Source organism: Chryseobacterium sp. CFS2 (assembly GCF_036543225.1).
GTDB lineage: Bacteria > Bacteroidota > Bacteroidia > Flavobacteriales > Weeksellaceae > Chryseobacterium > Chryseobacterium culicis_A.
Genome location: NZ_JAZHQU010000005.1, coordinates 34,548 through 58,626, shown reverse-complemented (window position 1 = coordinate 58,626; position 24,079 = coordinate 34,548). Strand labels below are relative to the sequence as shown.

General features: G+C 36.1%; 31 protein-coding genes. 17 read left to right on the top strand and 14 right to left on the bottom strand.

Annotated features, from left to right (window positions below; genetic code table 11):
- Positions 1–87 precede the first annotated feature (87 nt).
- The gene (locus tag ODR02_RS12965; protein WP_209785985.1) at positions 88–810 is read left to right on the top strand and encodes a hypothetical protein; all 723 of its coding nucleotides are present in this window, start codon (positions 88–90) and stop codon (positions 808–810) included.
- Positions 811–993: 183 nt separating this feature from the next.
- On the opposite strand, the gene ODR02_RS12960 is transcribed toward ODR02_RS12965, so the two are convergent.
- The 5 genes from ODR02_RS12960 to ruvX all read right to left on the bottom strand — a co-directional run bounded on the left by ODR02_RS12960 (position 994) and on the right by ruvX (position 4,602).
- The gene (locus ODR02_RS12960; RefSeq protein ID WP_309513138.1) at positions 994–1,869 is read right to left on the bottom strand and encodes an SdiA-regulated domain-containing protein; all 876 of its coding nucleotides are present in this window, start codon (positions 1,867–1,869) and stop codon (positions 994–996) included.
- 57 nt (positions 1,870–1,926) lie between these two features.
- On the bottom strand, positions 1,927–2,694 hold the full coding sequence (gene mazG / locus ODR02_RS12955) for a nucleoside triphosphate pyrophosphohydrolase (RefSeq protein ID WP_209785987.1): 768 nt from the start codon (positions 2,692–2,694) through the stop codon (positions 1,927–1,929).
- A gap of 289 nt (positions 2,695–2,983) precedes the next feature.
- Positions 2,984–3,541: a DUF5606 family protein gene (locus tag ODR02_RS12950; RefSeq protein ID WP_209785988.1), complete on the bottom strand. Its 558-nt coding sequence runs from the start codon at positions 3,539–3,541 to the stop codon at positions 2,984–2,986.
- Positions 3,542–3,616: 75 nt separating this feature from the next.
- On the bottom strand, positions 3,617–4,189 hold the full coding sequence (def, locus tag ODR02_RS12945; protein WP_105684357.1) for a peptide deformylase: 573 nt from the start codon (positions 4,187–4,189) through the stop codon (positions 3,617–3,619).
- Complete coding sequence (gene ruvX / locus ODR02_RS12940) at positions 4,186–4,602, bottom strand: Holliday junction resolvase RuvX (RefSeq protein ID WP_209785989.1); 417 nt, start codon at positions 4,600–4,602, stop codon at positions 4,186–4,188. Before ruvX ends, def begins: the two co-directional genes overlap by 4 nt.
- A gap of 115 nt (positions 4,603–4,717) precedes the next feature.
- On the opposite strand from ruvX, the gene ODR02_RS12935 reads away from it, so the two are divergent.
- Together ODR02_RS12935 and ODR02_RS12930 are read left to right on the top strand one after the other, a co-directional pair.
- The gene (locus tag ODR02_RS12935) at positions 4,718–5,194 is read left to right on the top strand and encodes a SixA phosphatase family protein (RefSeq protein ID WP_062675602.1); all 477 of its coding nucleotides are present in this window, start codon (positions 4,718–4,720) and stop codon (positions 5,192–5,194) included.
- Positions 5,175–6,068: an archaemetzincin gene (locus ODR02_RS12930; RefSeq protein WP_309513139.1), complete on the top strand. Its 894-nt coding sequence runs from the start codon at positions 5,175–5,177 to the stop codon at positions 6,066–6,068. Before ODR02_RS12935 ends, ODR02_RS12930 begins: the two co-directional genes overlap by 20 nt.
- A gap of 163 nt (positions 6,069–6,231) precedes the next feature.
- On the opposite strand, the gene ODR02_RS12925 is transcribed toward ODR02_RS12930, so the two are convergent.
- On the bottom strand, positions 6,232–7,776 hold the full coding sequence (locus ODR02_RS12925) for a serine hydrolase (protein ID WP_309513140.1): 1,545 nt from the start codon (positions 7,774–7,776) through the stop codon (positions 6,232–6,234).
- Between the two features lie 88 nt (positions 7,777–7,864).
- Here ODR02_RS12925 and ODR02_RS12920 point away from each other — a divergent pair, with 88 nt between their 5' ends.
- From ODR02_RS12920 to ODR02_RS12895, 6 genes are all read left to right on the top strand, one after another.
- Entirely contained in the window at positions 7,865–8,329 is a 465-nt protein-coding gene (locus tag ODR02_RS12920; protein ID WP_309513141.1) for a hypothetical protein, read from the top strand.
- Positions 8,330–8,387: 58 nt separating this feature from the next.
- Entirely contained in the window at positions 8,388–8,837 is a 450-nt protein-coding gene (locus tag ODR02_RS12915) for a hypothetical protein (RefSeq protein WP_309513142.1), read from the top strand.
- A complete protein-coding gene (locus ODR02_RS12910; RefSeq protein ID WP_309513143.1) occupies positions 8,837–9,334 on the top strand; it encodes a metallophosphoesterase family protein in 498 nt (165 codons plus the stop codon). The genes ODR02_RS12915 and ODR02_RS12910 overlap by 1 nt, the downstream gene beginning before the upstream one ends.
- Positions 9,335–9,454: 120 nt before the next feature.
- Positions 9,455–9,949, top strand: a complete 495-nt coding sequence (locus ODR02_RS12905) for a Smr/MutS family protein (RefSeq protein ID WP_105684363.1) — start codon at positions 9,455–9,457, stop codon at positions 9,947–9,949.
- Between the two features lie 18 nt (positions 9,950–9,967).
- Complete coding sequence (locus ODR02_RS12900; protein ID WP_105684364.1) at positions 9,968–10,684, top strand: DUF3822 family protein; 717 nt, start codon at positions 9,968–9,970, stop codon at positions 10,682–10,684.
- 84 nt (positions 10,685–10,768) lie between these two features.
- Complete coding sequence (locus tag ODR02_RS12895; RefSeq protein WP_309513144.1) at positions 10,769–11,341, top strand: RsmD family RNA methyltransferase; 573 nt, start codon at positions 10,769–10,771, stop codon at positions 11,339–11,341.
- Here the strand turns inward: ODR02_RS12895 and ODR02_RS12890 are convergent.
- Positions 11,338–11,685: a winged helix-turn-helix transcriptional regulator gene (locus tag ODR02_RS12890; protein WP_309513145.1), complete on the bottom strand. Its 348-nt coding sequence runs from the start codon at positions 11,683–11,685 to the stop codon at positions 11,338–11,340. The genes ODR02_RS12895 and ODR02_RS12890 overlap by 4 nt on opposite strands.
- Before the next feature lie 84 nt (positions 11,686–11,769).
- Here ODR02_RS12890 and ODR02_RS12885 point away from each other — a divergent pair, with 84 nt between their 5' ends.
- Positions 11,770–12,369, top strand: a complete 600-nt coding sequence (locus ODR02_RS12885; RefSeq protein WP_309513146.1) for a nitroreductase family protein — start codon at positions 11,770–11,772, stop codon at positions 12,367–12,369.
- Positions 12,370–12,625: 256 nt separating this feature from the next.
- Here ODR02_RS12885 and murI read toward each other — a convergent pair whose 3' ends face one another.
- From murI to ODR02_RS12860, 5 genes are all read right to left on the bottom strand, one after another.
- Entirely contained in the window at positions 12,626–13,456 is an 831-nt protein-coding gene (gene murI, locus ODR02_RS12880) for a glutamate racemase (protein ID WP_079240419.1), read from the bottom strand.
- A 61-nt stretch (positions 13,457–13,517) separates the two neighbouring features.
- Positions 13,518–14,642, bottom strand: a complete 1,125-nt coding sequence (gene hemW / locus ODR02_RS12875; protein ID WP_309513147.1) for a radical SAM family heme chaperone HemW — start codon at positions 14,640–14,642, stop codon at positions 13,518–13,520.
- A gap of 51 nt (positions 14,643–14,693) precedes the next feature.
- Complete coding sequence (locus ODR02_RS12870; protein ID WP_105684369.1) at positions 14,694–15,644, bottom strand: PorP/SprF family type IX secretion system membrane protein; 951 nt, start codon at positions 15,642–15,644, stop codon at positions 14,694–14,696.
- A gap of 51 nt (positions 15,645–15,695) precedes the next feature.
- Positions 15,696–16,769, bottom strand: coding sequence for an RluA family pseudouridine synthase (locus ODR02_RS12865; RefSeq protein WP_209785998.1), 1,074 nt, complete (start codon positions 16,767–16,769; stop codon positions 15,696–15,698).
- Between the two features lie 73 nt (positions 16,770–16,842).
- Positions 16,843–17,934 carry a PASTA domain-containing protein gene (locus ODR02_RS12860; RefSeq protein WP_209785999.1) on the bottom strand — a complete coding sequence of 364 codons (1,092 nt, stop codon included), beginning with the start codon at positions 17,932–17,934 and terminating at the stop codon, positions 16,843–16,845.
- Between the two features lie 156 nt (positions 17,935–18,090).
- Here ODR02_RS12860 and ODR02_RS12855 point away from each other — a divergent pair, with 156 nt between their 5' ends.
- From ODR02_RS12855 to ODR02_RS12840, 4 genes are all read left to right on the top strand, one after another.
- The gene (locus ODR02_RS12855; protein WP_309513148.1) at positions 18,091–19,074 is read left to right on the top strand and encodes a D-alanine--D-alanine ligase; all 984 of its coding nucleotides are present in this window, start codon (positions 18,091–18,093) and stop codon (positions 19,072–19,074) included.
- 96 nt (positions 19,075–19,170) lie between these two features.
- A complete protein-coding gene (gene coaD, locus ODR02_RS12850; protein ID WP_209786001.1) occupies positions 19,171–19,635 on the top strand; it encodes a pantetheine-phosphate adenylyltransferase in 465 nt (154 codons plus the stop codon).
- Positions 19,636–19,738: 103 nt separating this feature from the next.
- Positions 19,739–20,371 (top strand): trimeric intracellular cation channel family protein, encoded by a 633-nt coding sequence (locus tag ODR02_RS12845; RefSeq protein ID WP_105684370.1) that lies wholly within the window; start codon positions 19,739–19,741, stop codon positions 20,369–20,371.
- 4 nt (positions 20,372–20,375) lie between these two features.
- Complete coding sequence (locus ODR02_RS12840) at positions 20,376–20,912, top strand: hypothetical protein (RefSeq protein WP_309513149.1); 537 nt, start codon at positions 20,376–20,378, stop codon at positions 20,910–20,912.
- Between the two features lie 35 nt (positions 20,913–20,947).
- Here the strand turns inward: ODR02_RS12840 and ODR02_RS12835 are convergent, their stop codons facing one another.
- Positions 20,948–21,517, bottom strand: a complete 570-nt coding sequence (locus tag ODR02_RS12835; RefSeq protein WP_105684372.1) for a hypothetical protein — start codon at positions 21,515–21,517, stop codon at positions 20,948–20,950.
- Between the two features lie 75 nt (positions 21,518–21,592).
- On the bottom strand, positions 21,593–22,087 hold the full coding sequence (locus ODR02_RS12830) for a dihydrofolate reductase (RefSeq protein WP_209786003.1): 495 nt from the start codon (positions 22,085–22,087) through the stop codon (positions 21,593–21,595).
- Positions 22,088–22,160: 73 nt separating this feature from the next.
- Between ODR02_RS12830 and ODR02_RS12825 the strand changes: the two genes are divergently transcribed.
- From ODR02_RS12825 to ODR02_RS12815, 3 genes are read left to right on the top strand one after another with little or no spacing between them, the layout of a single operon-like run.
- Positions 22,161–22,766, top strand: a complete 606-nt coding sequence (locus tag ODR02_RS12825) for a LemA family protein (RefSeq protein ID WP_034693337.1) — start codon at positions 22,161–22,163, stop codon at positions 22,764–22,766.
- Positions 22,767–22,768: 2 nt separating this feature from the next.
- Positions 22,769–23,197: a TPM domain-containing protein gene (locus ODR02_RS12820; RefSeq protein ID WP_185126838.1), complete on the top strand. Its 429-nt coding sequence runs from the start codon at positions 22,769–22,771 to the stop codon at positions 23,195–23,197.
- Positions 23,178–23,993 (top strand): TPM domain-containing protein, encoded by an 816-nt coding sequence (locus ODR02_RS12815; protein ID WP_209786004.1) that lies wholly within the window; start codon positions 23,178–23,180, stop codon positions 23,991–23,993. The genes ODR02_RS12820 and ODR02_RS12815 overlap by 20 nt, the downstream gene beginning before the upstream one ends.
- The last annotated feature ends 86 nt before the right edge of the window (positions 23,994–24,079 follow it).

Sequence of the window (24,079 nt, the reverse complement as noted above, 5' to 3'; positions counted from 1 at the left end):
TACACATAGTCCAATATGTTTATCAATTCTTTAAAAAATAGACATTTTAAAAACATTTTATCTTTGCGGCAATTAAAAAATCAACAAATGATGAAAAAGAAGCTATTGTATATGGCATTATTTGTCATGTTCATTCACTTAAATGCACAGATAGGGATTAAAACTCCAACACCTCAAAATACATTACATGTCAACGGCTCGCTTCAGGTAGTTAAAGATCTGAATGTAGGCGGAGATGACAGAACAAAAGGAAATTCCGGAAACAGAGGTGAATTCTTAATGTCAAACGGAGCCGGAAATACTCCGGTATGGAAAACCATTGAATCAGAAAACTTTCTCAAGGTAGTGTATGTTGGAAACAAAACAGATATCAGCCCGGCAAGCGGAAGTTATACAGGCACCCATTCTACTCCGGTCAGTACGCATGAGAATTATTCACAAACCTATATTTTCAATGTGAGTAATAAAATTGATACAGCTTATTTAACCTATAATTCAACAACAGGTCTCTTCACAGTTGTAAAACCGGGATTTTATAATATTGTTCCTTATGCTACCTATGATCTCAATTTAAATCCATCAGGACAAACGGCAGGAACAGCCAATTCTTATATCCAAAAAGTATCACCTGCCCTTACAACACTTGCAGGAATATCCACCGGGCACGGAGAACGTACTACAGGATTGAATCATAATCTTTCATCCATTAATTTCTTCAATACCGGAGAAACCTTCAGAATACGCTGCCGTTATACGCAGGATTTCCGTTTATCGAGTGGTAATATTCACATTTCTTATCTTACTCCATAGTCTATAAAAAGTCAATCACTTCAATACATTCATATATTCAAAACCCCACAGATTTCTCTGTGGGGTTTTATTTATTCATTTATGGTACTGGGAAGTATAAGAGTACTTGTCCGTTGACATCATATTTATAGTTCCATGTTTTTGTTGATGCTTTTGGCGAGATATTAGTTTATTATAAAAAATTTAGTTTAGAGAAAAAGTATACACATTTCCACCTTCATTCTTCCCTTTCTCATCTGCAATCATTAATGTTTTATCATCAAAGAAAACAAGGGCTTCCTTCTGGGAATTATGACTCAACGGGACTTTCTGAATTTTTGCAGCACTGAAATCGTTGGCCGTGAATCCTGTAAGAACATGTACATTTTTATGGGTAAGCAATACAATTTTATCTTTGGTACTATTGATGGTAGCAGAGGTAATAGCAGCATCGTTATACCCTCCATCAAGCTTTAACGTCCCTATTAACTTCGCTTCAAAATCCCCTTCTTTATTAGGTACCTGGAATACAAGGAAAGTTCCGTCAAAACCTTTGCTTCTGTTTTTGGTGAATAAGTAGAAGTTACCATCCATTTCTACAAAAGCCTCACAATCATACAAAAGATTTGATTTTTTCGGAGGAAATTCCGTCTGTCCCTGATAATGGAATTTCGTAGTCTGAACAACCTTGGTGGTAATTTGTTTGCTGTCTTTCAAATCTGTTTTTAAGATAGCAAGATCCTGTCTGTTATTATCATTATTACCAAAATCCCCAATATAAATATTTCCCTGAGTATCTGATATGATGTCTTCCCAGTCTGTATTTTCAGCACTTTCCACAGGGATCTTTGCCAGCATATCACCTTTGTCACTCAGCCCGTATATTGCATTTTTATTTCCTCTGTCTTCTATCACCCAGATCGTTTTCTTATCTTTTGACAAAGTAATTCCGGAAACTTCCTTCAACTTTTTAGGTAAGGAAAACTGAACTTTTAATTCATCTTCATTAGCAGGAGAATTCTGAGCTTTCGGATTGCAGCTCAATAAAAGCAAAGCAGGTAAAATAAGAAAACGTAACATAGGTATATTTTTATTTTTTAATTGAATGTAAGAAGCATTAATTGTTCCAATCAGAAGTTATGAAAGTTTTTTGGCCTTTTCCCAAAGAACATCCATTTCTTCCAGAGACATATCTGCTAATTTTAAATCCTGCTCTTCAGCAAGCCCTTCCATCTTTTGAAATCTTGAAATAAACTTAAGATTAGTTCTCTCCAGCGCAGAATCCGGATTGATTCCTGAAATTCTGGCATAATTGATCAGGGAGAAAAATACATCACCAAGTTCCTGTTCTTTTTTATCCAGATCAGTCTCAGCATGAAACTCCTGGATCTCCTCATCTACTTTCTTCCATGCATCTTCTGCATCATGAAACTCAAAACCGATACCTTTCACCTTATCCTGAATTCTGTAGGCTTTAACCAGACTCGGAAGACTTTTCGGTACACCACCCAAAATAGATTTGTTTCCTTCTTTTAATTTTAATTTTTCCCAGTTCTGTTTCACTTCTTCTTCATCTTTCACCTCAACATCTCCATAAATATGAGGATGACGGAAAATCAGCTTTTCATTAAGGGAGTTGATGACATCTGCAATATCAAAACTCTCTTTTTCCGAACCTATTTTAGCATAAAAAACCAAGTGAAGCAAAACATCACCCAGTTCTTTTTTTATTTCCTGTAAATCATCCTGTAAAATGGCATCTGAAAGCTCATAGGTTTCTTCAAGGGTAAGATGGCGAAGCGACTGTAATGTCTGCTTCTGATCCCATGGACATTTTTCACGCAAATCATCCATAATATCCAGTAATCTTCCGAAGGCCTCTAGTTTCTCCTGTTTCGTATTCATAAGTAATGGAAATTCAATCTTACAAATGTAAGGGATATTTTGGGTCTTTGGTAGAGGTTTGAAGTGAAAGTTTGGACGTTTATGGTTAACAGGATACGAGATACGGAGTTAGTGAGATTCTAGGTTCAAGGTTTAAGGTTTAAAGATAAAGACGAAGCTTGAACTCTGCAGAAAATTTCACTAATCCCTGCTACCTGCTTCCTAACATCTGCTTCCTGCTACCTAATAAAAAACAAAAAGCCTTGTCCGGATATTCCAGACAAGGCTTTGTATTTTTAATTCAAATGAATTATCCTTGTTTTCTGTGTGTACTCTTCGGAGCTGATTTTGCTGCTGAAGTAGCTTTTACTTTTGGAGCCGCTGGTTTTTCTGCTTTTGGAGCTGCTTTTTTAGCGTCTTTTTCAATGCTTACTTCTTCAGCCGGTTCTCCTTCTAAAGTTTCAGGCTCTGCTTTTACAAAGCTTTCCGGAGTGATGTATCCTGCTTTATGAAGGATATTATACCACTGAGCCAGTTTTTTGATATCAGAAGAATATACTCTTTCTGTATCATAGTTAGGAAGAGATTCAAGCATAAAATCTTTCAAATCTGCATCAGAAGATTTGTGAGAAATTGTTGGCTTATAGTCGTTGTTTTTAGCAATATTTTCAAATACTTCAAACAAAGGAACTTCTTTCTCAAATGTAAACATGGCAATATTGTCCAATAAACTTACTTGGCTTGAGTTTCCAATGCTTACTTTTTTCTTGTTGGTAACATCTTCAATGATGAATCCGTTTCTTAATTGAGAAACTAATTTGAAAAGTCCTGGTTTTCCAGAAATTGAAATTATTTTTTCTAACAGCATAATTTTATTTTTTGTAAATTCTGCAATCAGCACTAGCTTTTTGCTTTTTATTATTTCTTTTAATCCTTATTTAAATTACTTTGGAAATCTCATTTTGTAACCGATGTTTACATCACCCTGAGAGATTTTAGTCAGCTTACCTTTTACCAGTTTCTTCTTCAGAGCACTTAGGTGGTCAGTAAATAGAACTCCTTCAATGTGGTCATATTCATGCTGAATTACGCGGGCTCTAATATCGGAAAAAGTTTCTGTATGTTTCACAAAATTTTCGTCATAATATTCAATAACGATTGTGCCCTTTCTTTTCACGTCTTCTCTTACATCCGGGATAGAAAGACAACCTTCATTAAACTTCCATTCTTCGCCAGATTCTTCAAGAATTTGAGCATTAATAAATACCTTTTTGAAGTCTGCCAATTCATCTTTAATATCTTCATAATCCTCATCTTCTGCAAGAGGCGTCACATCTATTACAAACAGACGGATATCCAAACCAATCTGTGGCGCTGCAAGACCTATGCCATTTGCGCTGTACATGGTTTCGAACATGTTATCTATCAATTCCTGTAATTCGGGATAATTTTTGTCTATATCTTTTCCCACTTTTCTCAAAACAGGATCCCCAAAAGCTCTTATCGGTAATATCATCTTAATCTTTGTTCTAAAAAATTCTGCAATATGATTGTTGCACTTACTTTATCTATTAGTCCTTTTTCCTGCCTCTTTTTCTTATTTTTTCCGCTTTGAGAAATAAAGAATGAAGCCATTTTGGAAGTAAATCTTTCATCAAAACGGTGAACTGCAATATCCGAAAATTCTTTTTTAAATTCTTCAATGAATTTTAAAATATCGGTTTCCACCTCTGAAACATTTCCTTTCAAATCTATGGGAAGCCCAATTACTACGTCATCTACCTTATTTTCGCTGAAATATTTTTTCAAAAACTCCATTAAAGAACGGTTCTCTACAGTGTCCAGCCCACTGGCTATAATCTGCATATCATCGGTTGCAGCGATACCACAACGAGCTTTTCCGTAGTCTATTGCAAGGATTTGTCCCATAAGTCTGCAAATTTAGTAAAATTTACTGATTTTATTCATAACGCAGTTTTTTTATATAAATCATGTTTTATTCCATTATTTTTTTTATAATTTTAATCTTCCAAAAAACAATTATATGAAGAAACTCATCCTCGTAAGACATGCAAAAAGCGATTGGCCTGAGGAAACGGAGGACTTTGACAGACCTTTGGCAGACAAAGGTCTGGAGGATGCTATGCACATGTCCAGATTCCTGAAAAACAATAATATTTCCATCGATCATTTTGTGTCCAGCCCTGCGGTGCGTGCGCTGAATACCTGTAAAATTTTCAATCAGGCATATCAGCTGAACTGTTCCACTGATGAAAAATTATATAATCCTTCGGAAAGAAGTTTTGAATCTGTAATTTATGACCTGGATGACAACCTGAATTCGGTTGCTTTCTTTTCTCACAATAATGGAATTTCCAATTTTGCCAATTCTATTTCTGAGGATATTTTCCATTTCCCCACTTGCGGAGTTGCAGGCTTTGAAGTAGACTGTGAATCATGGTCCGAATTTGATGGTGCTAAAAAGAAACTTCTCTTCTTTTATGAGCCAGGGAAAATATAACTTCACCTCTTTATTTTTTTATGTACCCTTATTAATCCTTCTTTTCTCATGCCAGAAACAGAAGAAAAACTACTATGAATCTATTGCACTGAATGATATAAAGCTTTCCTCTTCTCCAAAACCCGGAAGCTGGCGGTATAATCATGATGAACATTTCCAGACATTTGAAGATTTTCAGAAATTAAAAAAGATAAAACCTGAGCCTGGAAAGAACACCATTTATCTGCAGCCGATCGGGCAATTTGATGAACTTCAGAAAAAAGAAATAGAACTTACCCAACAATATCTGAAAACCTATTTTCAGCTGGAAACGAAGGTACTTCCTGTTTTACCCAATACAATATTTCCTGAAAAGGTTAAAAGAATTTCAAAAGAAGGGCAGAAACAGGTTCTTGCTGGATATGTTTTAGACAGTATTCTGATTAAAAGGAAACCGAAAGATGCAGTGGTACTGATGGGAATCACAGAGCAGGATCTTTTCCCAAAACCGGAATGGAACTATGTTTTCGGACTGGCTTCATATGAGGATGGCGTGGGAGTAACCTCGATGTACAGATTTGCCGGAGGTCAATTAACAGATTCTAATTTTAATGAAAGTCTTTTAAGACTCATAAAAATCAGTTCACACGAGATTGGCCATATGTTTGGAATTAGTCATTGTCTGAATGCCAACTGCGTGATGAACGGAACTAATTCATTATCGGAAACAGATTATCATCTTGCCAGAGCCTGCTCGCTCTGCCAGAGAAAACTGAGTTCAAGTATCCATTATGACAGTAAGAAAAGACTTTTTGAGCTGAAAAATTTCTTTGAAAAGCTACATCTTAACACAGAACTTACTTTAGCAAATCAGGATCTGAATCTTGTAAAATAAACCAACATTTGTTGTACCGGCTGCATATTCCCCTCCATCGTAGGGGTGGCAAAAAATTTATTTTTGGACGGGGTGGTTAGCATCGGCTAAAGCCATTATCGTGGTAAAAATGAAAAAACGGGCTTAGCCCGTTTCTATTGAATATCTTTTGCGATTTCATTTTCTATTTTCTCTTCAAATCCAGATCATCAAAATCAAAACTGAAATCCGTTACATCAGAGATTGCTTTCAATCTTGCAGATTCTGCTTTTCCGTTTTCATCATAATTGAAAATAATATAAGCATCTGCATCATAGCTTCTGTCATCCCATTTAATAATAAAAGAATTGTTGGAGTATGGAAGTAACTCGCCTTTTAATCTTGGAGAGTTTTTGCATGAGATTCTGTAGGTATTTCCCTGTTGTGCAATTTCCACATCACCAAACCAGGCATCATTGTATGTTCCTGTAAACTGTTCTGCTTTTGGCTGAAGAGATTTTTCTTTTTTGAATGCTTCAGATTTTGCAAAGGCATCTTTCTTCTGTTTGTTGAATTCAGCCTCCATTTTAGACATTCTGTCGCCGTAAGTTTTTAGCCAGTTTCTGTCTGCTACCCCAAGGTAAGAATCTTTCACCGTATTGGTAATCGTATTGAAAGCCGCTCCTGACTGTTGATTTGTCAATACTACGATTCCCAGCTTCATATCCGGAATTAAGGTAAACTGAGTAACAGTTCCAATCAATCCTCCTGTATGCTGTACCTGCTTGTGTCCTTTAACATCACTCAGAAACCATCCTAAACCATATCCGTAGAAACTTGTATCATATGGATTTTTTGCAGCTACTCTGTCTGGAATCTGCAGGCTCCAAAGCTGTTGAGCATTCTTATCAGAAACCAGTTTTTTTCCATCTTTAGTCGTAAAGTTATTTAACAGACATTCAGCCCAGGCTGTCATATCTTTAATATTACTCATAATTCCTCCGGCAGCATTGGCTGTCTCATTCCAATCGTGAGGAACAGCAATTGCTTTTCCGTCTACAGGAGCATGTGCATCAATTTTGTTGACCGTAGCTTTTGCTCTGTTGTAGCTCCCAAAACTTGAAGTCATTCCTACAGGTTTCATAATTCTTTGCTCAATAAATTCTGCCCAGCTTAATCCTGAAACTCTGTGGATTACTTCTCCGGCAATAATAAACATGATGTTGTTATAGTCTAATTTCGTTCTGAAAGGATTCTCCGGTTTCAGGTATCTCACATTATGAACAATATCATTCACGGATAAATTTCCTCCTTCCGGAAAAAACATAAGATCTCCCTGTCCTAGCCCTAATCCGGCTCTGTGCGTGATAAGATCTTTAATTGTTACATTTTGAGAAACGTAAGGATCGTACATTTGAAACTCAGGAATATATTTTGAAACTTTATCATCCCAGTTCAGTTTTCCTTCATCTGCTAAAATTGCTAACGCTGTACATGTGAAACCTTTAGAATTGGAAGCAATCCCCACCAATGTATTATCATCCATAGGCTGTTTGGTCGTAAGAGAACGTACTCCAAACCCTTTGGAATAAATCATTTTCCCATCTTTTACAATTCCAACGGACATTCCCGGTACATCAAAGGTTTTCAGGGTATTTTGGATCAGTTCATCCAGTTTTTTTTCTTCAACCTGCGCATTGGCCAATCCTACGGTCAAAAGAAAAATGAAAAAAGAAAGTTTCTGTTTCATTGTTTATTTTAATTTTCCCAAATTTACTAATTATTAAGGGATGCTAATTTCAGCATTGCTAAAACTTTACGATAAATCAATTGTATTCATGAAAAAGCCTATTTGTATCTGTATTTTTTCTCTTTTCATTATCATTGGCCTGAAAGCTCAGGACAGAACATCCAATCCTTTGCTTTTACAAACCTGGAATCTAAATAAAATGGACACCTATATTTATACCTATGAAAAACAGGATGGTTTTGAAGCAAGAAGAGAAGGAATCAGATTTCAAAAAAATGGGAAAATCACAGGAAACCTGATTAAATCTACATTAAGATATGATAGTTTGGAAGAACCTGTGACTAAAAATGAAAAGCCCGACCGTTATATAGGAAGCTGGAAAAAAGCTTCAGATTCCACAGTCACTATTATATTTCCTTCCAATACGAATATGACCGGAACTTTTGTTATTTCAAAACTTACAGAAAACGGGTTGAAACTAAAAAAGGTTTTCAGTGCGGATATTGAAAAGAAACTGGATTCTATCCGCAGAACAAAAAATATTACGGATTAAGAACTCTGATCCGTTTTATTAAAGCTTCTTTATATTTGCAATCTTAAAAAATAGTAAAATGGCAGTAAACAGGTTATTCGCTTTCTTCTTACTGATGATAAGCTGTAATTTATATTTTTCCCAGGATGTAACCATTAAAGATGATAAAGTTTTAGTGGATGGGAAACAAATCCTGAAAGCAGAAAAGATCAATGTAGCCCAATATTCATTTTTTTCCATGAAAGACGATGAAGAGATTCTTCTTTACCGATATATGGATAATGAAACGCCAAGGTATGTAAATGATGATTATTTTATCCTGAATTTTCTCACAGAAAAAACAAAAGTAGAGTCTACTGATTTGGGTAAAATCTCCAATTTTATGAATTCCAAAAAAGGAATGGAAAAACTGGTAAGATGGTTATTAAAAGAAAGAGTGATCAATCATGACGGAGAGCTAAACCCTGATCGTGTAGCGGTATTCAAAGATAAATACAACGAAAATATTACTGAAAGAACCATTAGATAATGACCAAAGTCCTTCTCCTTTCCGACTCTCATTCTTATATTGATGACAGAATTCTGGAATATGCTTCTCAGGCCGACGAAGTATGGCATTGTGGTGATTTTGGAAGTCTGGATGTCATAGAACAGCTGGAAAAAATAAAACCTCTGAAAGGTGTTTACGGAAACATTGATGATGCTAAAATCCAGGCTGAGTTTCCGGAAGTAAACCGATTTTTTTGCGAAAAACTGGAAGTTTTGATGATCCATATCGGAGGTTATCCCGGAAAATACACTCCAATTACGAAGAAAGAAATTGCTGAAAAAGCTCCGAAATTATTTATTTCAGGGCATTCACATATTTTGAAAGCGATGTATGATGAGAAAAACAGTCTGCTCCATCTGAATCCCGGTGCCTGTGGAAAACAAGGCTGGCATAAAGTAAGAACAATGATGCGCTTTGTAGTGGATGGTGAAGAAATCAAAGATCTGGAAGTTATAGAACTGGGACCAAGAGTTTGATGAGTGAGAATGCGTCTGAGTTGGAGAATTTGAGGGTTGGAGAGTAAAGGAGTTTGTTTTCTATACCTTTTACTTTTTACCTTTGCACCCGTAATGGGTTCAGACAAGTCTTAAAAAAATATGAAGATCGGCGATAAGGTTTCGGTAGTAGATGAAGATTTAAGCGGAGTAATTACTTCCGTGAAGGGAAATATTGCCGTTTTTAAAGATGAATATGGCTTTACCCATCAATACCCTAAAGAAAAACTGGTTCCTAAAGATGCTGATCTGTATGAAAACATCAGGGTTGTGAGAAAACCAGAACCTAAAAAAGTAATTTCCAAGAAACATCAGAAAAATCATTTGGTTTTAGACCTGCATTTTCATAATTTGGTAAAGAATCCCAATGACTATGACAGCTTTGAAAGACTCTTTATACAAAAGGAAAAACTGATTGAAGTGATTGAGTTTTGCAGAAAGAACAACCTGAAAAGACTGGAAATTGTTCATGGCATTGGTGACGGGACTTTGCAGAGGATGGTTCGGGATGTGTTGGAAAGCCAGGTTAATATTGATTTTTATAATAAGGAAATACTTCACCATCAATCGGGTGCGGTAATGGTAGAATTTCACTAAATTTGCAGGAATTGAAATATGAACGTACTTAATTTACTTTTTACCAAAGACGGATTGATCTGCCAGATTGTTAAAAACAAAAACATTCTGGAGGAAAAGTCTTATTTCGTTACTGAAGAGACACCAGCCAATCTTATTGAGCAAAAGCTGGACGAAGTTCTTATTAAGCAGCGCTATGAGGAAATCCATGTGATTTCAGCATTTAATCATTTTACCCTGATGCCGGAAGGTTTTTCTGAACATGATGCAGGATTTGATCTGATTGCCTTTAATGCTCCTACTGACAGAGAAAAGGAAGAGCTGATGCTTTCTATCAACAAAAAATTCAACATTCAGTTTTATTATACTTTCCCGAAAAATTATTATAAAAAAATAAAAGAACTGGCAATACCGGCTCATTTCAATTTCTCCGGTGAAAAGTTTCTAAGTTCAGTTAATAATAAAACAGGTAAGGAAATTCACATCAATCTCTATCACAATCAGTGTGAATTTTTTGCGATTGACAATAAAAAAATCATTCTTTATAATAACCTGGATGTCAATTCAGAGGTAGATTTTCTTTACTTCATTATGTTTACATTAAGCAAAATAGGTTTCGGAATTAATGAAACCAGCTTTTATGCTTATGGAGAGACTACGGAGAATGAAACATTTATTTCAGAGCTCCAGAAATTTGTTAAAAACCTGAAAATTGTTTTTGACAATATTCCCAATAAAAATTTTATACTTAATTAGGTTCCAGGCTGCAGGTAATGAGGATTAGCCTCCCAAAATAGTCACCTGCCACCTATAATCTATTACCTAAACCCTAACAAAAATATGTTCAGAATAATATCAGGCAAATGGAAAGCCAAAAAAATTGCCGCTCCTAAAAACTTTGATGTAAGGCCAACCACCGATTTTGCGAAAGAGGCTTTATTCAGTATTCTGGAAAATAAATATGACATGCAGTCGATTTCAGTACTTGATCTTTTTGCTGGAATTGGCTCTATCACCTTTGAATTCGCTTCCAGAGGATGCCAGAGTGTAACTTCTGTAGAAATGAACCCGAAGCACACTGCATTTATCAATTCTACAGCTTCTGAGCTTGATATGGCTCTTCAGATCAATGTACAGCTAGGAGATGTTTTTGACTGGCTTAAAAAATTCAGAAATAATAAGTCATTTGAGATTGTTTTCTCTGATGCTCCTTTCGAAATGGAAGAGAAGAAATATTATGAATTGATTTCTCTGGTTTTAAACAATAAATACCTGAAAGAAAACGGAGTTCTTATTGTAGAGCACCAAAGCCGTATGAAGCTGGAACATCCCAACCTAATAGATACACGAAAATACGGAAACGTGAGTTTCAGTTTTTTTGAACCGAATAAAGAAGATAATCAGGAACTTTAATTCCTGATTATTTTTTTTGATCTTTCCGGAGCTGTTTTTCCCCAATCTGTAATCGCTTCCAATACAGGAAGAAGGGTTTTTCCAAATTCCGTTAAGGTATATTCCACCATGAGTGGAGGTTTTGCTGTAAATACTTTTCTGTCAATAATATCATCTTCCTCCAGCTGTTTTAGCTGAAGACTGAGTGTTCTTTCCGTAATGGTAGGGATTACTTTTCTCAGTTCATTATATCTTTTCGCACCATCTATCAGGTGAAATAAAATCACAGCCTTCCATTTTCCACCGATAAACCTCATGGTAACGCTGGTACAGCATGGGTACGCTTTATCATCTATTGTATACATTTTTATACTATCCTTTTTTACCGTTATTGCAAAGTTAATAAACTTAAATTAATTTTGTAACTATAAAAATGATAGTATAAAATTATGAACTTTTTAGACCAAATGAAAAACAGGTATACGGTAAAAAAGTATAACCCTCAAGGAAAAATCAGTGAAAAACAGATTGAAGAGCTTAAGGAGATTCTGAATCTGAGTCCTTCATCCATTAACAGCCAGCCATGGAATTTTATTTTTGTAAATGATCCGGAACTGAAAAAACAATTGGGTGATAACTCTTACTTTAATAAAGAAAAAGTATTGGACAGCAGCCATATCATTGTTTTTCAGGTAATCAAAAACATAGAAAACTTTGAAAAGCAAATTGAAGAAAATCTTCCGGAAGGGTCTGTCAACTATTACCGTACCATGGTAAAACCGAAGGGAGAAGATGCCATAAAATCATGGCTTGGACACCAGGTTTATTTATCATTGGGAGTGCTTTTATCTGCCTGTGCAACCATGGGAATAGATTCTACTCCAATGGAAGGTATTGAACCTGAAGGCTATGATGCAATTCTTAAGAATGAAAAGTATGAGACATTATTTGCAGTTGCTATCGGGCAGAAAGATGATGCAGATGCCAATCAGCCTAAATTTAATCCGAAGAAAAGACTGAATGCTGAAAAAGTAATTGTGGAAGCATGATTTTCATGATCTTTTTCACAAGAAATACGAATAAAATTGAATATTATTTCCCACAAATTTCACAGAGGACACAGATTTTTAGTTACCCTTTAATTCTAAAAGCGTTATCATCTGTGGGATTTGTGAAATCAGTGGGAATTAAATGAAGCATAAGGTTTTACAAAAAATAAATCTTTGTGCCTTAAAAACATGATTTTGTAATGACAACATGTAACAAATAAAAAAGTCTGCTTCCATACGAGGCAGACTTTTTTGTTTATAATACTTTTAATTCTAAATCAATTGTTTTTCCGAAGAACTTCTTAGAGATCTTTTCAAAATTTTTGGTAAGGTCTGAAAGATAGAAGTGATAATTCGGTTTGGGATTGTTATCATTCAAAAGATTGTACTTATCCAGAATAATCTTCAGATGATTGGCTACAATATTCGGAGAGTCAATGACACGAACCCGGTTTCCATAATACTGCTTGATCTCGTCAATTAAAAGAGGATAATGAGTACATCCCAGAATCAGTGTTTCAATATTTTTTAATTTGCTGTTACTTAAATAATTATAAATAATAGCATGGGTAATCGGATGGTTTTTAAATCCTTCTTCAATAGCAGGAACCAGCAATGGCGTTGCCAATTCATCCACTTTGATCCATTTATTATGCTTGCGGATACTCTTTTTATATAATCCTGAATTCACAGTAGCTTTGGTAGCAATAACCCCTACATTATTATGGATTTCATAAGATACTTTTTCTGCCACAGGATTAATAACGTCAATTACAGGAACTTTTCCCGCAACAGACTGCATAACTTCATTTAAAGCATTAGCCGTTGCTGTATTACAGGCAATCACAATAGCTTTACAGTTTTGCTCCAACAGAAAATTGGTGATCTTTGTAGAATATTCAATAATGGCTTCCTTAGATTTTTCTCCGTAAGGAAGGTGCTTTGTATCTCCAAAGTAAATCAAATCTTCGTTAGGCAGAAGTCTTTTGATTTCTTTGGCAACGGTAAGACCTCCCACTCCGCTGTCGAAAATTCCGATAGGCTGGCTTGGTGAAAGATGTGAATAATCTTGTTTCTTCGTTTTCAAATGAAATGAAATTTTATACAAAAATAGTGAATTTTATGGCATGTCTGTATATATACAAACATTATACAATAAACAAATCTGAAGCAATTCCGTCTGCCATAAACCAATGTTTTTCAGGAATTTTTAAATAACTATTTTCAATGATTAAAATACCGTCTTCAATTTTGGACTTAATTTCTGCCTGGAAGTGCTCCAGCATTCTATCTGAGAATTTATTCTTCAGGCTTTCAAGATCTACTCCCCAGATGGTACGCAGACCTATCATAATCATTTCATTAAACTGATCTTCCTGGGAAAGAATCTCTTCCTCTTTGGCCAGCAATTTATCATTCAGTTTTTTAATGTACTGCTGATTATTGGCTACATTCCAGCTTCTGATATCAAATCCGTTATAAGAATGTGCCGAAGGTCCTATTCCAAGGTATTCCTGATATTTCCAATAGGAAGAATTATGACGCGAGTAGAAACCGGGTTTGGCAAAATTGGATACTTCATAATGCTCAAAACCATTGTCTTTTAAAAAGTCAGACAGGTAATAGAATTCTTTATTTTGCTCCTCTTCTTTAGGACTTTTTATTTTTCCTTTTGAAATCCAGTTTTCCAGAGCTGTTTTAGGCTCTACCGTTAATGCATAGGACGAAATGTGAGGAACTTCCAATGCAATTGTTTTATTCAGATTTTCTTTCCAGATCTCAAGATTGGAAGTAGGCGAACCATAAATCAAGTCAATACTCAGGTTTTCAAAACCAAAATCCTGTGCTCTTTTAATGGAACTTTCTGCCTCGGAAGCAGAGTGAGCCCTGTTCATCAGTTTTAAATCTTCTTCAAAAAAACTTTGGGTACCAATGGAAAGCCTGTTCACAGGGGTTCCGGAAAGTTGTTTTAAAAAGTTTTTATCTAAATCATCGGGATTAGCTTCCAGAGTGACTTCAATATCCTTTTCAAAACTGAAATAACGTAATACTTCATCTATTAAAGAACTGATTTCATCTACAGAAAGAATAGAGGGAGTTCCTCCTCCAAAATACAGGGACTTCAGAGTTCTGTTCTGCAGCTCATCCTTTCTCAGTGCTATTTCAGTTTTCATGGCACGAAGCATTTCATCCTTGAAATTCAGGGATGTTGAAAAATGAAAATTACAATAACTGCATTTTTGTTTACAGAACGGAATGTGAATATATATCATAAAAAAAGCTCTGAAAAATTTCAGAGCTCAAATTTATTTAAATTAAATTAATTAGTATCTAAATCCTCTAGCATTAATGAAGTTGTCGAAGTTATAACCCAGACCAATCATGAAGCTGTTTCCACCATAGCTCTGGATATCAGATAATCCAAGGTTATAAGTAGCTCCAATCATGAATTTGTTGAATCTTACTTTTACAATGGGAGAGATACTCAGGTTCTGATTGTCAAATCTGTTCTGAACCGTTCTGTAGCTTACCCCGAAAGAGAATGCGTTGATATCATTAGAGAATGTTGCCATCAAATTCCAGTCGATCATTCTCGTTGAGTTGGTATTAAGGTTGATTAATGCTGACGGTGCTAATGTAATGTTATCAGCAATGTTCCAGTTATATCCTAAGTTTAAGAAGAATTTAATTGGAGAAGGTTCGTAGTTGTTTACGATAGAAGCATCATTACTTAATGCGATATCATTTACGGAAACACCCCCGAATAAACCTCTGTACGTAGCAGCCAAACCAAAGTTTGCATACACCATAAAGATGTTACTTTCTTCACCTCTCAATAATGGGTCACCACCTTCTTCAGTATTAATTTTTGAATAATCAAAATTCATGTTATAGAAGTTAACACTTGTACCGAAAGAGAACTGGTCTTTTCTGTCTCCTTCACTACTTAGCGGAATAAAATATGAAGCACCAGCCGTGATACCACCAGCAGAGATCGGTCCATTACTGTCTCTGAACACGGAAATACCAGCACCCACTCTATCAAAGATATTCGCATTCATCCCGATTGACTGAACATTCGGAGAATTACTGAATTTTGAAAATTGTTGTTGATAATTGGCGTTGAGCTGTACGTAATCTGTTTTTCCGTATTGAGCTGGGTTGAACAGGAACTCACCATCCAAAAGATATTGCTGATAGTATGGTAGTGATTCTTGTGCTTTGTATGCATTTGACAAAAGAGCTAAACATACGATAGCATATAGTTTTCTCATAACAAATCTTGATTTCAATTCAACAAATATAAAAAAAATCTCAATATATTTTTAGTTTTCCAAATAATTTCTCCATTTTTTTACAGCATCCGCCATATCTTTGGGCATTGGGCTCTCAAAATATAATTCCTTTTTTGTCGTTGGGTGTATAAATCCGAGGGTATGTGCATGAAGAGCATGTCTTGGCAAAATTTCAAAAACATTTTTAATAAATTGCTTGTATTTGGGAAGATTTACCCCTCTTAAAGGAGTATGCCCCTCATACCTTTCATCATTAAACAAAGTATGCCCTATATGCCTGAAATGCGCTCTGATCTGGTGCGTTCTTCCCGTCTCCAGTTTACACTCTACCCATGTCATGTATTTAAACCTTTCCAACACCTTATAATGAGTCACTGCATGTTTCCCGTGGCTGCCGTCTTCATAAACAGACATCTGCATTCTGTTTTTAGGATGCCTTCCGATATGACCTCTGATTGTACCCTCTTCATCCTGCATATTTCCCCACACAAAAGCCCAATACAGCCTTTTCGTAGTTCGGTTAAAGAATTGTTTTGCCAGGAAGCTTAATGCATATTCATTCTTAGCAATCACCAATAGTCCTGAGGTATCTTTATCAATTCTGTGAACAAGCCCTACTCTATCAAGATCGGATTTCTCACCATTCTTTTCAAAGTGGAAAGCCAGTGCGTTCACTAATGTTCCGTCCCAGTTACCAAATCCCGGATGTACCACCATTCCTGGTTCTTTATCCACAACAACAAGGTCATCATCTTCATAAACGATATTCACAGGAATATCTTGTGGAATAATGACATTCTCTCTCGGAGGATGCGTAAGCAGTACAGAAATCTGATCTCCTGGTTTTACACGATAGTTCTGCTTTACCGCAGTTCCGTTCACGATGACATTTCCGGCTCTGCAGGTTTGTGAAATTTTATTCCTTGAAGAATTCTGTCGGTATATTAACAGGAACTTATCAATTCTTAACGGTTCCTGCTTGCTGTCAACAGTGATATTAAGATGTTCATACAATCCTTTATTTTCCTCATCAATATCGATGTTTTCAATACTGTTGGAATCTAATAATTCTTCATCTAAAAAATCGTCGTTATCTTCTGACATTGTTTTATATTTTTTACACAAAAGGCCTCAACATTTTGCAGTTGAAGCCTGTATTTTTGATATTAATCTGATTTTATTCTACGACAACCTTCTTAGCTTTTGGCTTTTGCGCAGGTTGTTGTGTTGTGGCAGCCGGTTTGGCTGTACTTCCTGTAGCATGAGTACCGTTCCCTGCAGACGTTTTAGGTTTTTCAACAGTGGTAGCAACTGGTTTAGCTGCTGTAGTCTGAGTTTTAGGAGTTTCAGTTTTCGGAACTTCCGGCTTTGGAGTTTCTCTTTTAGGTGCAGGAGCAGGCACTACGGGAGCATCATAACTTGGCTCACTGTGCACTTCTTCATATCGAACCGGAGGAAGTGAAGTATCCACTTTCATACGGTAGATAGAATTCAGCTGCTCTACTTTTGCTCTTAATTCTGCCGGAGTTTTCTTACTCGCCCAAAGGTCGATCTGCATTCCCTGATCACGAACATCTCCGGAAGCAGGATCCTGATAATAGATAATATCAGACTCATCTGTACTTCCATCTTCATGTTCTACCAATCCTACTTCAAACATACTTTTGGCAATAACAGCTCTCGCTTCTTTTACCGTAAGTCCTACTACATTAGGAATAGAAATGTTTCTCATAGGCCCGGATCCTACCACTACATCAATCGTAGAGAATCTTGGTAAACGAGTTCCCGGGTTTACAGCATTTCCTTTATATAATATTCTTAAAAGAGCATCTTTCTGAATACTCGGCTCATAAATGGTATCACCGATTTTAAGACCTACCTGATCCAATCTCTGGAATGCCAGTCCTGAATATTTATTGATAACATTCGGCACTGCAATAGGAGCCCATGTTCTCGGATTTACTTTAAGCGTTACCGTTCTTCCGTCTTTCACACGGGAACCTGGTGCAGGATACACCTGCAACACCTGGAATGGTCTGTACTTCGGGTCGTAATTGGCACTGTCTACTTCATATTCCAGTCCTGTATCATCTAATATTTTAACGGCATCATGTACCGATTTATTTACAATATTGGGAACAGGAATTTCCTGACCGTGATTAGTATGGTATTCCAACCAGCGAAATGTAAGCCATACAAGCCCCACGAAAACACCGATGGCTACTACTAAATTCAGTAAAACTTTCCAATTGAAAAGTGATTTAAGCATACTTAAAAATACTTTAATTATAACCGCAAATATAGCTAATAATTTTAGAATGGACTTTTTATTTAACACAATTCATTTTCGATTTTAAAATTTGCCGATTTCCCATATTGCATTGCATAAAATGATTAAATTTGCCTTAATTGATACTATATGGTTATGAATAAAAAAAGTGTTGCCGTAGTAATGGGAGGCTATTCTGATGAATATGTTGTTTCTTTAAAAAGCGGACAATTGATTTATGATTCTCTGGACAGAAATCTCTATGACGTATATAAAGTAGTAGTCCTTAAAGATGAATGGTATTTTTTAGGAGAAAATGATAAAAAATATGCCATCAACAGAGGAGATTTTTCTGTGACTTTAGATAATGGTGAAGTCTTAAAATTTGATGTTTGTTTCAATATTATCCACGGAACTCCGGGGGAAAATGGAATTCTTCAGGCATACTGGGATGCCATTGGTCAAAAATATACAGGTTGTGATTTTTACCAGAGTGCTCTTACTTTCAATAAAAAAGATACTCTTGCCGTATTATCTAAATATGGAATTCCTTCTGCAAAAAGTATTTATTTAAGAAAAGGTGAAGACATTAATGTGGATGAGATTGTATCAGAACTCAATCTTCCTCTGTTTGTAAAACCTAATCAGTCCGGATCTTCGCTGGGAATTTCCAAAGTAAAAGAAAAATCAGAACTGATTGCGGCTACTGAAATTGCATTCAAAGAAGATCATGAAATCCTGATTGAAAGTTTCCTTGATGGTATGGAAGTTTCTGTAGGCGTTATTGATTTTAAAGGAGAAACTATTGTATTAGGAATTACAGAAATTGTTCCTACTAATGAGTTTTTCGATTATGAAGCAAAATACGAAGGAGCCTCTGAAGAAATTACACCGGCAAGAATTGACGAAGAAACCACAAAGAGAGTGGAAGAAATTGCTAAAAAAGCATACAATTCATTAGGGATGAGCGGCTTTTCAAGAAGTGAATTTATTCTGATGAACGGGATTCCTTATATGCTTGAAATGAATACCAACCCGGGATTCTCTCCTGCAAGTATCCTTCCTCAGCAGGCAAAACATTATGGAATTTCCATCATGGATCTTTGCGGAAATGAAGTTGAAAAAGCACTTAATAAATAAAATAGAAGTTAGAAATTAGAGGTTAGAAGCCAGAAGCAAAATACACTCACAGCTTATAACAGATAATTCACGATTCAAAATTATAACTCGTACAACATGAAAATTGCTGTTTTCCCAGGGTCTTTTGACCCGATTACACTAGGACATTACGACATTATAGAAAGAGCGGCACCGCTATTTGATAAATTAATCATCGCTATCGGCCAGAATTCTCAGAAAAAATATATGTTCCCTCTTGAGAAAAGAGTGGAATTTATCCAGAATTCTGTAGCAGAGTTTCCCAACGTGGAAGTAGACTCATTTGAAGGCTTAACAGTGGATTACTGTTTTGAGAAAAATGCTCAGTACATTATCAGAGGACTGAGAAACCCTGCCGATTTTGAATTTGAAAAAGCAATTGCTCACACCAACAGAACATTAGCTCACAAAAAACTGGAAACCGTATTCTTATTGACTTCTTCTGGAAAATCTTTCATCAGCAGCAGCATTGTAAGGGAAATCATTACCCACGGCGGCGAATATGAACTGATGGTTCCGGACTCAGTAAGGGTGGAAAGATAAACAAAACAATATTTGATAAGCGATAAATGATAATTGATACAATGGCCAAGAATTTGCTTAAGCAAAAAATCATTCATCAATTATCATTTATCATTCATAACTTATGCACGAACAGTTCAATTTTGCCATAGAAGTCCTGGGGACCATTGCCTTTTCCATGTCGGGAAGTTTTGCAGCAATGCAGAAACGGCTTGATCCGTTCGGAGTGCTTATTATTGCATTTGTAACTTCTGTGGGAGGAGGAACTGTAAGAGATTTACTGCTTGATATCCCTGTATTCTGGATGCATGATCTTCTGATGTGTGCTTTGATTCTCGTGACCAGCATTTTTTCAATGGTCTTCAAATCTCTTGAAAAGAACTTCAAAGTCACTTTATTTATCTTCGACAGCTTTGGTCTTGGATTATTTACCATTATCGGAGTTCAGAAAGGCTTAAATGCTGGAATCCATCCTATGATCTGTATTGCTTTAGGAACCATAACAGGTTGTTTCGGAGGGATTATCCGGGATATATTGCTCAACAGAATTCCATTAATTTTCAGAAAGGAAATTTATGCCACAGCATGTATATTGGGAGGTTCTGCATTTTTATTGATGACCAGATATACCATGCTTTCTTATACTTTTATACAAATCTTCACTATTTTACTGATTGTTGCTATAAGAACCTTTGCAGTAAAATACCATTGGCAGATGCCTAAGTTCTATGGCTACGACCAGAATTCGGAAATGTAACTTTGTGAAAAAACTACCTCTTATCATTCTATCACTTTCTTTATTCTCCTGCAAACACGAGAGTCAATTTGATCTGAATAAAGATCTTTATCATTTTTCCGAAAGAATGGAAAACGGAGATACGGTTAAGATCATGACTGATCTTTCAGCCTGCACATTCCTTGCATTTGAAACCTATACTTTTACCAAGCAGCATGACACTCTGTTTCTGGAGAAATACTCTGAAATAGCATCATATGGTAAAACGAGCCAAACATTACCTAAAAGAATCTATAAAGTAAAAGCCAGCGATCCTTTGTCTTTTGAAAATTATCTTAAATTCCTGAACAAAGAAGATAAACCGCATGAGAAAGGAGATTTCCCTCTGGTTACGGTAACCTATAAAAAACAAAGCCGGAAATTTTATGATGACGGACTCCAAGATAAGTTTATGAAGCATGATAGTTTGTTTGCCGTTAAGGAAAACATTTACCCAAAAGATACATTTTTTAAACAGGAAGCACCTCCACCACCTCCAATCATAAAAAACAAAAAGTCCTGAAAAATCAGGACTTTTATATTATATTTTTTTATTGACTAGAAGAATTTTCCTCTGTTTCTCATATTCGGGTTATGCATGTGTTTCTGCATAGTCGGCATTTTCAACTGATCTTTCATCATTTTGATTTGATCCGTCATCATGCCTGCGCTGTCTAATCTTTTTGCTTCTTCCAACAACTTCTGCCCTTCCTGTTTTCTTCCTTTGGAAATAGCTGCTGCCGCAAGATTCAACGTAGCCATTGCTCTATCGTGTTTCATATTTAAACCATACTCCAACGCTTTCTTCATGAAAGGTTCTACTTTCGCAGGGTGATCCTGAGCTTGTGTCAATCCTGATAAATAGTGAAAATATCCGTATTGAGTTTTGTGAAGCTGGCCTTTATAATCTGTTATTTTGGATAACCATTCTCCGGCTTTTTCCATATTTTGTTTTCTCAATTGCCAGAATGCCAGCAGAATATATTCGTTCTTGAAGAATAGTAAGATTGGGAATGCAGCTAAAAGAAAAACAACAATTCCCCACCCAAGGTTTCTTGTGAAAAACATCATATAAAGTCCTAACAGGATAAGAAGTGCTGCTACTGCAATTTTTATGTATTTATTCATTATTAAATTTTAAAAGTGCAAAGATAAATAAATTAGAGATTAGAAGCTAGAAGTTAGAGGTTAGAATTCCTATAACTATTCGCTCTTAATTTTTTCAAACGTCTGGAAGCAGAAATCATAGCCATTTTTTTCATCTTTTTCATGGCAGGTTTCGTTTGTTTTTTTCCAGATTTTCTGATCTATTTTTGGAAAGAATGTATCTGCTTTAAGATCTGCTTTCACCAGAGTAACCTCAAGTCTGTCTACTAAATCAATAGTCTGCTCATAGATATTTCCTCCACCGATAACGAAAACTTCCTCATCAATCTTTTTAGCAAATTTCAAAGCTTCTTTAATGCTTCCCACGATAAGAATTCCTTCTTCAAACCAGTCTTTTTTTCTTGACACAACAATGTTGGTACGGTTCGGAAGAGGCTTGCCAATACTTTCGTAGGTTTTTCTTCCCATTATAATCGGATGCCCTGAAGTAATATCTTTAAAATGTTTTAGATCTTTGGGAAGATGCCAAAGCAACTGGTTTTCAAAACCAATTTCGTTTTTCTCTCCCATTGCCACCACTATTGTTGTCATTCAAATAATTTTTTACAAAATTAGCACATAATTTGTATATTTGGTTAGCACAAAAAATTTAAAAAAATAAACTATGAAAAATAAAGGATGTCTGGGTGCAGGAACCATTGGTATTGCCCTTCTTATTATTGTTGCTATTCTATTCTTCTGGGGAAAAAGCGGATATAACAGCTTTGTCAACAAAGAACAGACTGTAAACGCAAAATGGTCTAATGTAGAGACCGTATATCAGAAAAGAGCGAACCTTATTCCTAACCTGGAAAGAACGGTAAAATCGTATTCAAAATTTGAGCAGGAAACTTTAACTCAAGTGGTAGAAGCCCGTTCCAAAGCGACTTCTATCAATATTGATCCTACGAATATGACCGAAGCTGATCTTGCCAAATTCCAGGCTGCACAAGGAGAATTATCGGGTGCATTAAGCCGATTGATGGCCGTAGTAGAGTCTTATCCTAACTTAAAAGCAGACCAGCAATATATCAACTTCCAGAGAGAATATACCGCTATCGAAAACAGTATCAGAACAGAAACTGTTTATTATAACGATGCTGCAAAGGATTACAATACTTCCATCAAGACTTTCCCGAATAATATTCTGGCGAATTTCACCAACTTTAAAGAAAAACCTTATTTCAAAGCTGATGCAGGAGCTCAGAAAGCCCCTGAAGTATTCAAATAATAATGGGTAATTTCCTAACAAATCAACAGATCGCTTCCCTCGTGGAAGCGATTCAGTCTGCAGAAGATCATTCTACGGGAGAGATCAGGGTACATATTGATTCCAATACAGAAAACCGTGATGCTAAAACGGCATTTGATGTTTTCAAAAAACTCGATATGGATAAAACCGCTGACCGGAATGCTGTGCTTTTCCATGTGAATTTCGAACAAAAATATCTTACCATTATTGGAGATATCGGAATTCATGAAAAGGTAAGACAGTCTTACTGGGATCATCTTCACGATTATATCACTGCTGAATTTGCCAAAGGAAATTATTATCAGGCTCTGAAAAGTGCCATCCTGGAAACAGGACTTGAACTCAAAAAATATTTTCCTGTAGAAGGAGAAAATCCAAACCAACTCTCAAATGAAATTACATTCTCTTAAAATAGTATTTTCATTTTTACTACTCTGCTTTTACACTTTTGTATCAGCACAATACACCATTCCTGAAAAACCAGCAGTTCTCTATCCTGTTTTTGATGAAGCAGAATTGCTTTCTCAGCAGGAAAAAGATGCCCTTAATAATAAACTGATCAAGTTTGCAGATTCTACCTCAACGGAAATTGAAGTAGTCATCATCCGCTCCACCAAAGGAGAAGATGTGAATTTTCTGGCAACCATGTTCGGAGAGAAATGGAAAATCGGGAAAAAGGGTGTTGATAACGGAGTGGTTTTCCTTATTGCCACAGAAGACAGAACCATGTCTATCCAGCAGGGACGTGCCGTGGAACAATATCTTACAGCATCCGTAGCAGGACAGATCTTAGATTATATTGTCACCCCAAATTTCAAGAAAGGCCTTTGGTATGAAGGAATCAACGGTGGAACCTCAGCCATTATGGAGGCTGTTGAGGGAAAATTCAAACCTGTAGCAACCACAGCTCCTTCCGGTAACGGAAGTGCTTTTAAAGTCCTTATTATTGCTTTTGTTATTTTCATCATTATTGCTATCCTTTTTGGTAACAGAGGCGGCGGACGTGGCGGAAATAATGACGACGATGATGATGTGATTATCACAAGAAAAGGACGCAGAAATTATCCTGGCGGGTTCTTCCCATTCCCAGGCAGTTTCGGAGGCGGTGGCTTTGGCGGAGGAAGTTCCGGCGGTGGCGGCGGCGGCTTTGGAGGCTTCGGCGGTGGCGGAAGTTTTGGAGGCGGCGGTGCATCCGGAGGATGGTAAAATTCACCCTTAAAAGAACGTACATCTATCTCATCTTTTTTACATTATCATTTTAAATTCTTTTTCGAATTCATTACAATTTTTAT

What these genes read in the sequence shown, in the direction of transcription:
- ODR02_RS12965 (WP_209785985.1), top strand. Translation starts at nt 88, where the DNA reads ATGATGAAAAAGAAGCTATTGTATATGGCATTATTTGTCATGTTCATT.
- ODR02_RS12960 (WP_309513138.1), bottom strand. Translation starts at nt 1,869, where the DNA reads ATGTTACGTTTTCTTATTTTACCTGCTTTGCTTTTATTGAGCTGCAAT.
- mazG (WP_209785987.1), bottom strand. Translation starts at nt 2,694, where the DNA reads ATGAATACGAAACAGGAGAAACTAGAGGCCTTCGGAAGATTACTGGAT.
- ODR02_RS12950 (WP_209785988.1), bottom strand. Translation starts at nt 3,541, where the DNA reads ATGCTGTTAGAAAAAATAATTTCAATTTCTGGAAAACCAGGACTTTTC.
- def (WP_105684357.1), bottom strand. Translation starts at nt 4,189, where the DNA reads ATGATATTACCGATAAGAGCTTTTGGGGATCCTGTTTTGAGAAAAGTG.
- ruvX (WP_209785989.1), bottom strand. Translation starts at nt 4,602, where the DNA reads ATGGGACAAATCCTTGCAATAGACTACGGAAAAGCTCGTTGTGGTATC.
- ODR02_RS12935 (WP_062675602.1), top strand. Translation starts at nt 4,718, where the DNA reads ATGAAGAAACTCATCCTCGTAAGACATGCAAAAAGCGATTGGCCTGAG.
- ODR02_RS12930 (WP_309513139.1), top strand. Translation starts at nt 5,175, where the DNA reads ATGAGCCAGGGAAAATATAACTTCACCTCTTTATTTTTTTATGTACCC.
- ODR02_RS12925 (WP_309513140.1), bottom strand. Translation starts at nt 7,776, where the DNA reads ATGAAACAGAAACTTTCTTTTTTCATTTTTCTTTTGACCGTAGGATTG.
- ODR02_RS12920 (WP_309513141.1), top strand. Translation starts at nt 7,865, where the DNA reads ATGAAAAAGCCTATTTGTATCTGTATTTTTTCTCTTTTCATTATCATT.
- ODR02_RS12915 (WP_309513142.1), top strand. Translation starts at nt 8,388, where the DNA reads ATGGCAGTAAACAGGTTATTCGCTTTCTTCTTACTGATGATAAGCTGT.
- ODR02_RS12910 (WP_309513143.1), top strand. Translation starts at nt 8,837, where the DNA reads ATGACCAAAGTCCTTCTCCTTTCCGACTCTCATTCTTATATTGATGAC.
- ODR02_RS12905 (WP_105684363.1), top strand. Translation starts at nt 9,455, where the DNA reads ATGAAGATCGGCGATAAGGTTTCGGTAGTAGATGAAGATTTAAGCGGA.
- ODR02_RS12900 (WP_105684364.1), top strand. Translation starts at nt 9,968, where the DNA reads ATGAACGTACTTAATTTACTTTTTACCAAAGACGGATTGATCTGCCAG.
- ODR02_RS12895 (WP_309513144.1), top strand. Translation starts at nt 10,769, where the DNA reads ATGTTCAGAATAATATCAGGCAAATGGAAAGCCAAAAAAATTGCCGCT.
- ODR02_RS12890 (WP_309513145.1), bottom strand. Translation starts at nt 11,685, where the DNA reads ATGTATACAATAGATGATAAAGCGTACCCATGCTGTACCAGCGTTACC.
- ODR02_RS12885 (WP_309513146.1), top strand. Translation starts at nt 11,770, where the DNA reads ATGAACTTTTTAGACCAAATGAAAAACAGGTATACGGTAAAAAAGTAT.
- hemW (WP_309513147.1), bottom strand. Translation starts at nt 14,642, where the DNA reads ATGATATATATTCACATTCCGTTCTGTAAACAAAAATGCAGTTATTGT.
- ODR02_RS12870 (WP_105684369.1), bottom strand. Translation starts at nt 15,644, where the DNA reads ATGAGAAAACTATATGCTATCGTATGTTTAGCTCTTTTGTCAAATGCA.
- ODR02_RS12865 (WP_209785998.1), bottom strand. Translation starts at nt 16,769, where the DNA reads ATGTCAGAAGATAACGACGATTTTTTAGATGAAGAATTATTAGATTCC.
- ODR02_RS12860 (WP_209785999.1), bottom strand. Translation starts at nt 17,934, where the DNA reads ATGCTTAAATCACTTTTCAATTGGAAAGTTTTACTGAATTTAGTAGTA.
- ODR02_RS12855 (WP_309513148.1), top strand. Translation starts at nt 18,091, where the DNA reads ATGAATAAAAAAAGTGTTGCCGTAGTAATGGGAGGCTATTCTGATGAA.
- coaD (WP_209786001.1), top strand. Translation starts at nt 19,171, where the DNA reads ATGAAAATTGCTGTTTTCCCAGGGTCTTTTGACCCGATTACACTAGGA.
- ODR02_RS12845 (WP_105684370.1), top strand. Translation starts at nt 19,739, where the DNA reads ATGCACGAACAGTTCAATTTTGCCATAGAAGTCCTGGGGACCATTGCC.
- ODR02_RS12835 (WP_105684372.1), bottom strand. Translation starts at nt 21,517, where the DNA reads ATGAATAAATACATAAAAATTGCAGTAGCAGCACTTCTTATCCTGTTA.
- ODR02_RS12830 (WP_209786003.1), bottom strand. Translation starts at nt 22,087, where the DNA reads ATGACAACAATAGTGGTGGCAATGGGAGAGAAAAACGAAATTGGTTTT.
- ODR02_RS12825 (WP_034693337.1), top strand. Translation starts at nt 22,161, where the DNA reads ATGAAAAATAAAGGATGTCTGGGTGCAGGAACCATTGGTATTGCCCTT.
- ODR02_RS12820 (WP_185126838.1), top strand. Translation starts at nt 22,769, where the DNA reads ATGGGTAATTTCCTAACAAATCAACAGATCGCTTCCCTCGTGGAAGCG.
- ODR02_RS12815 (WP_209786004.1), top strand. Translation starts at nt 23,178, where the DNA reads ATGAAATTACATTCTCTTAAAATAGTATTTTCATTTTTACTACTCTGC.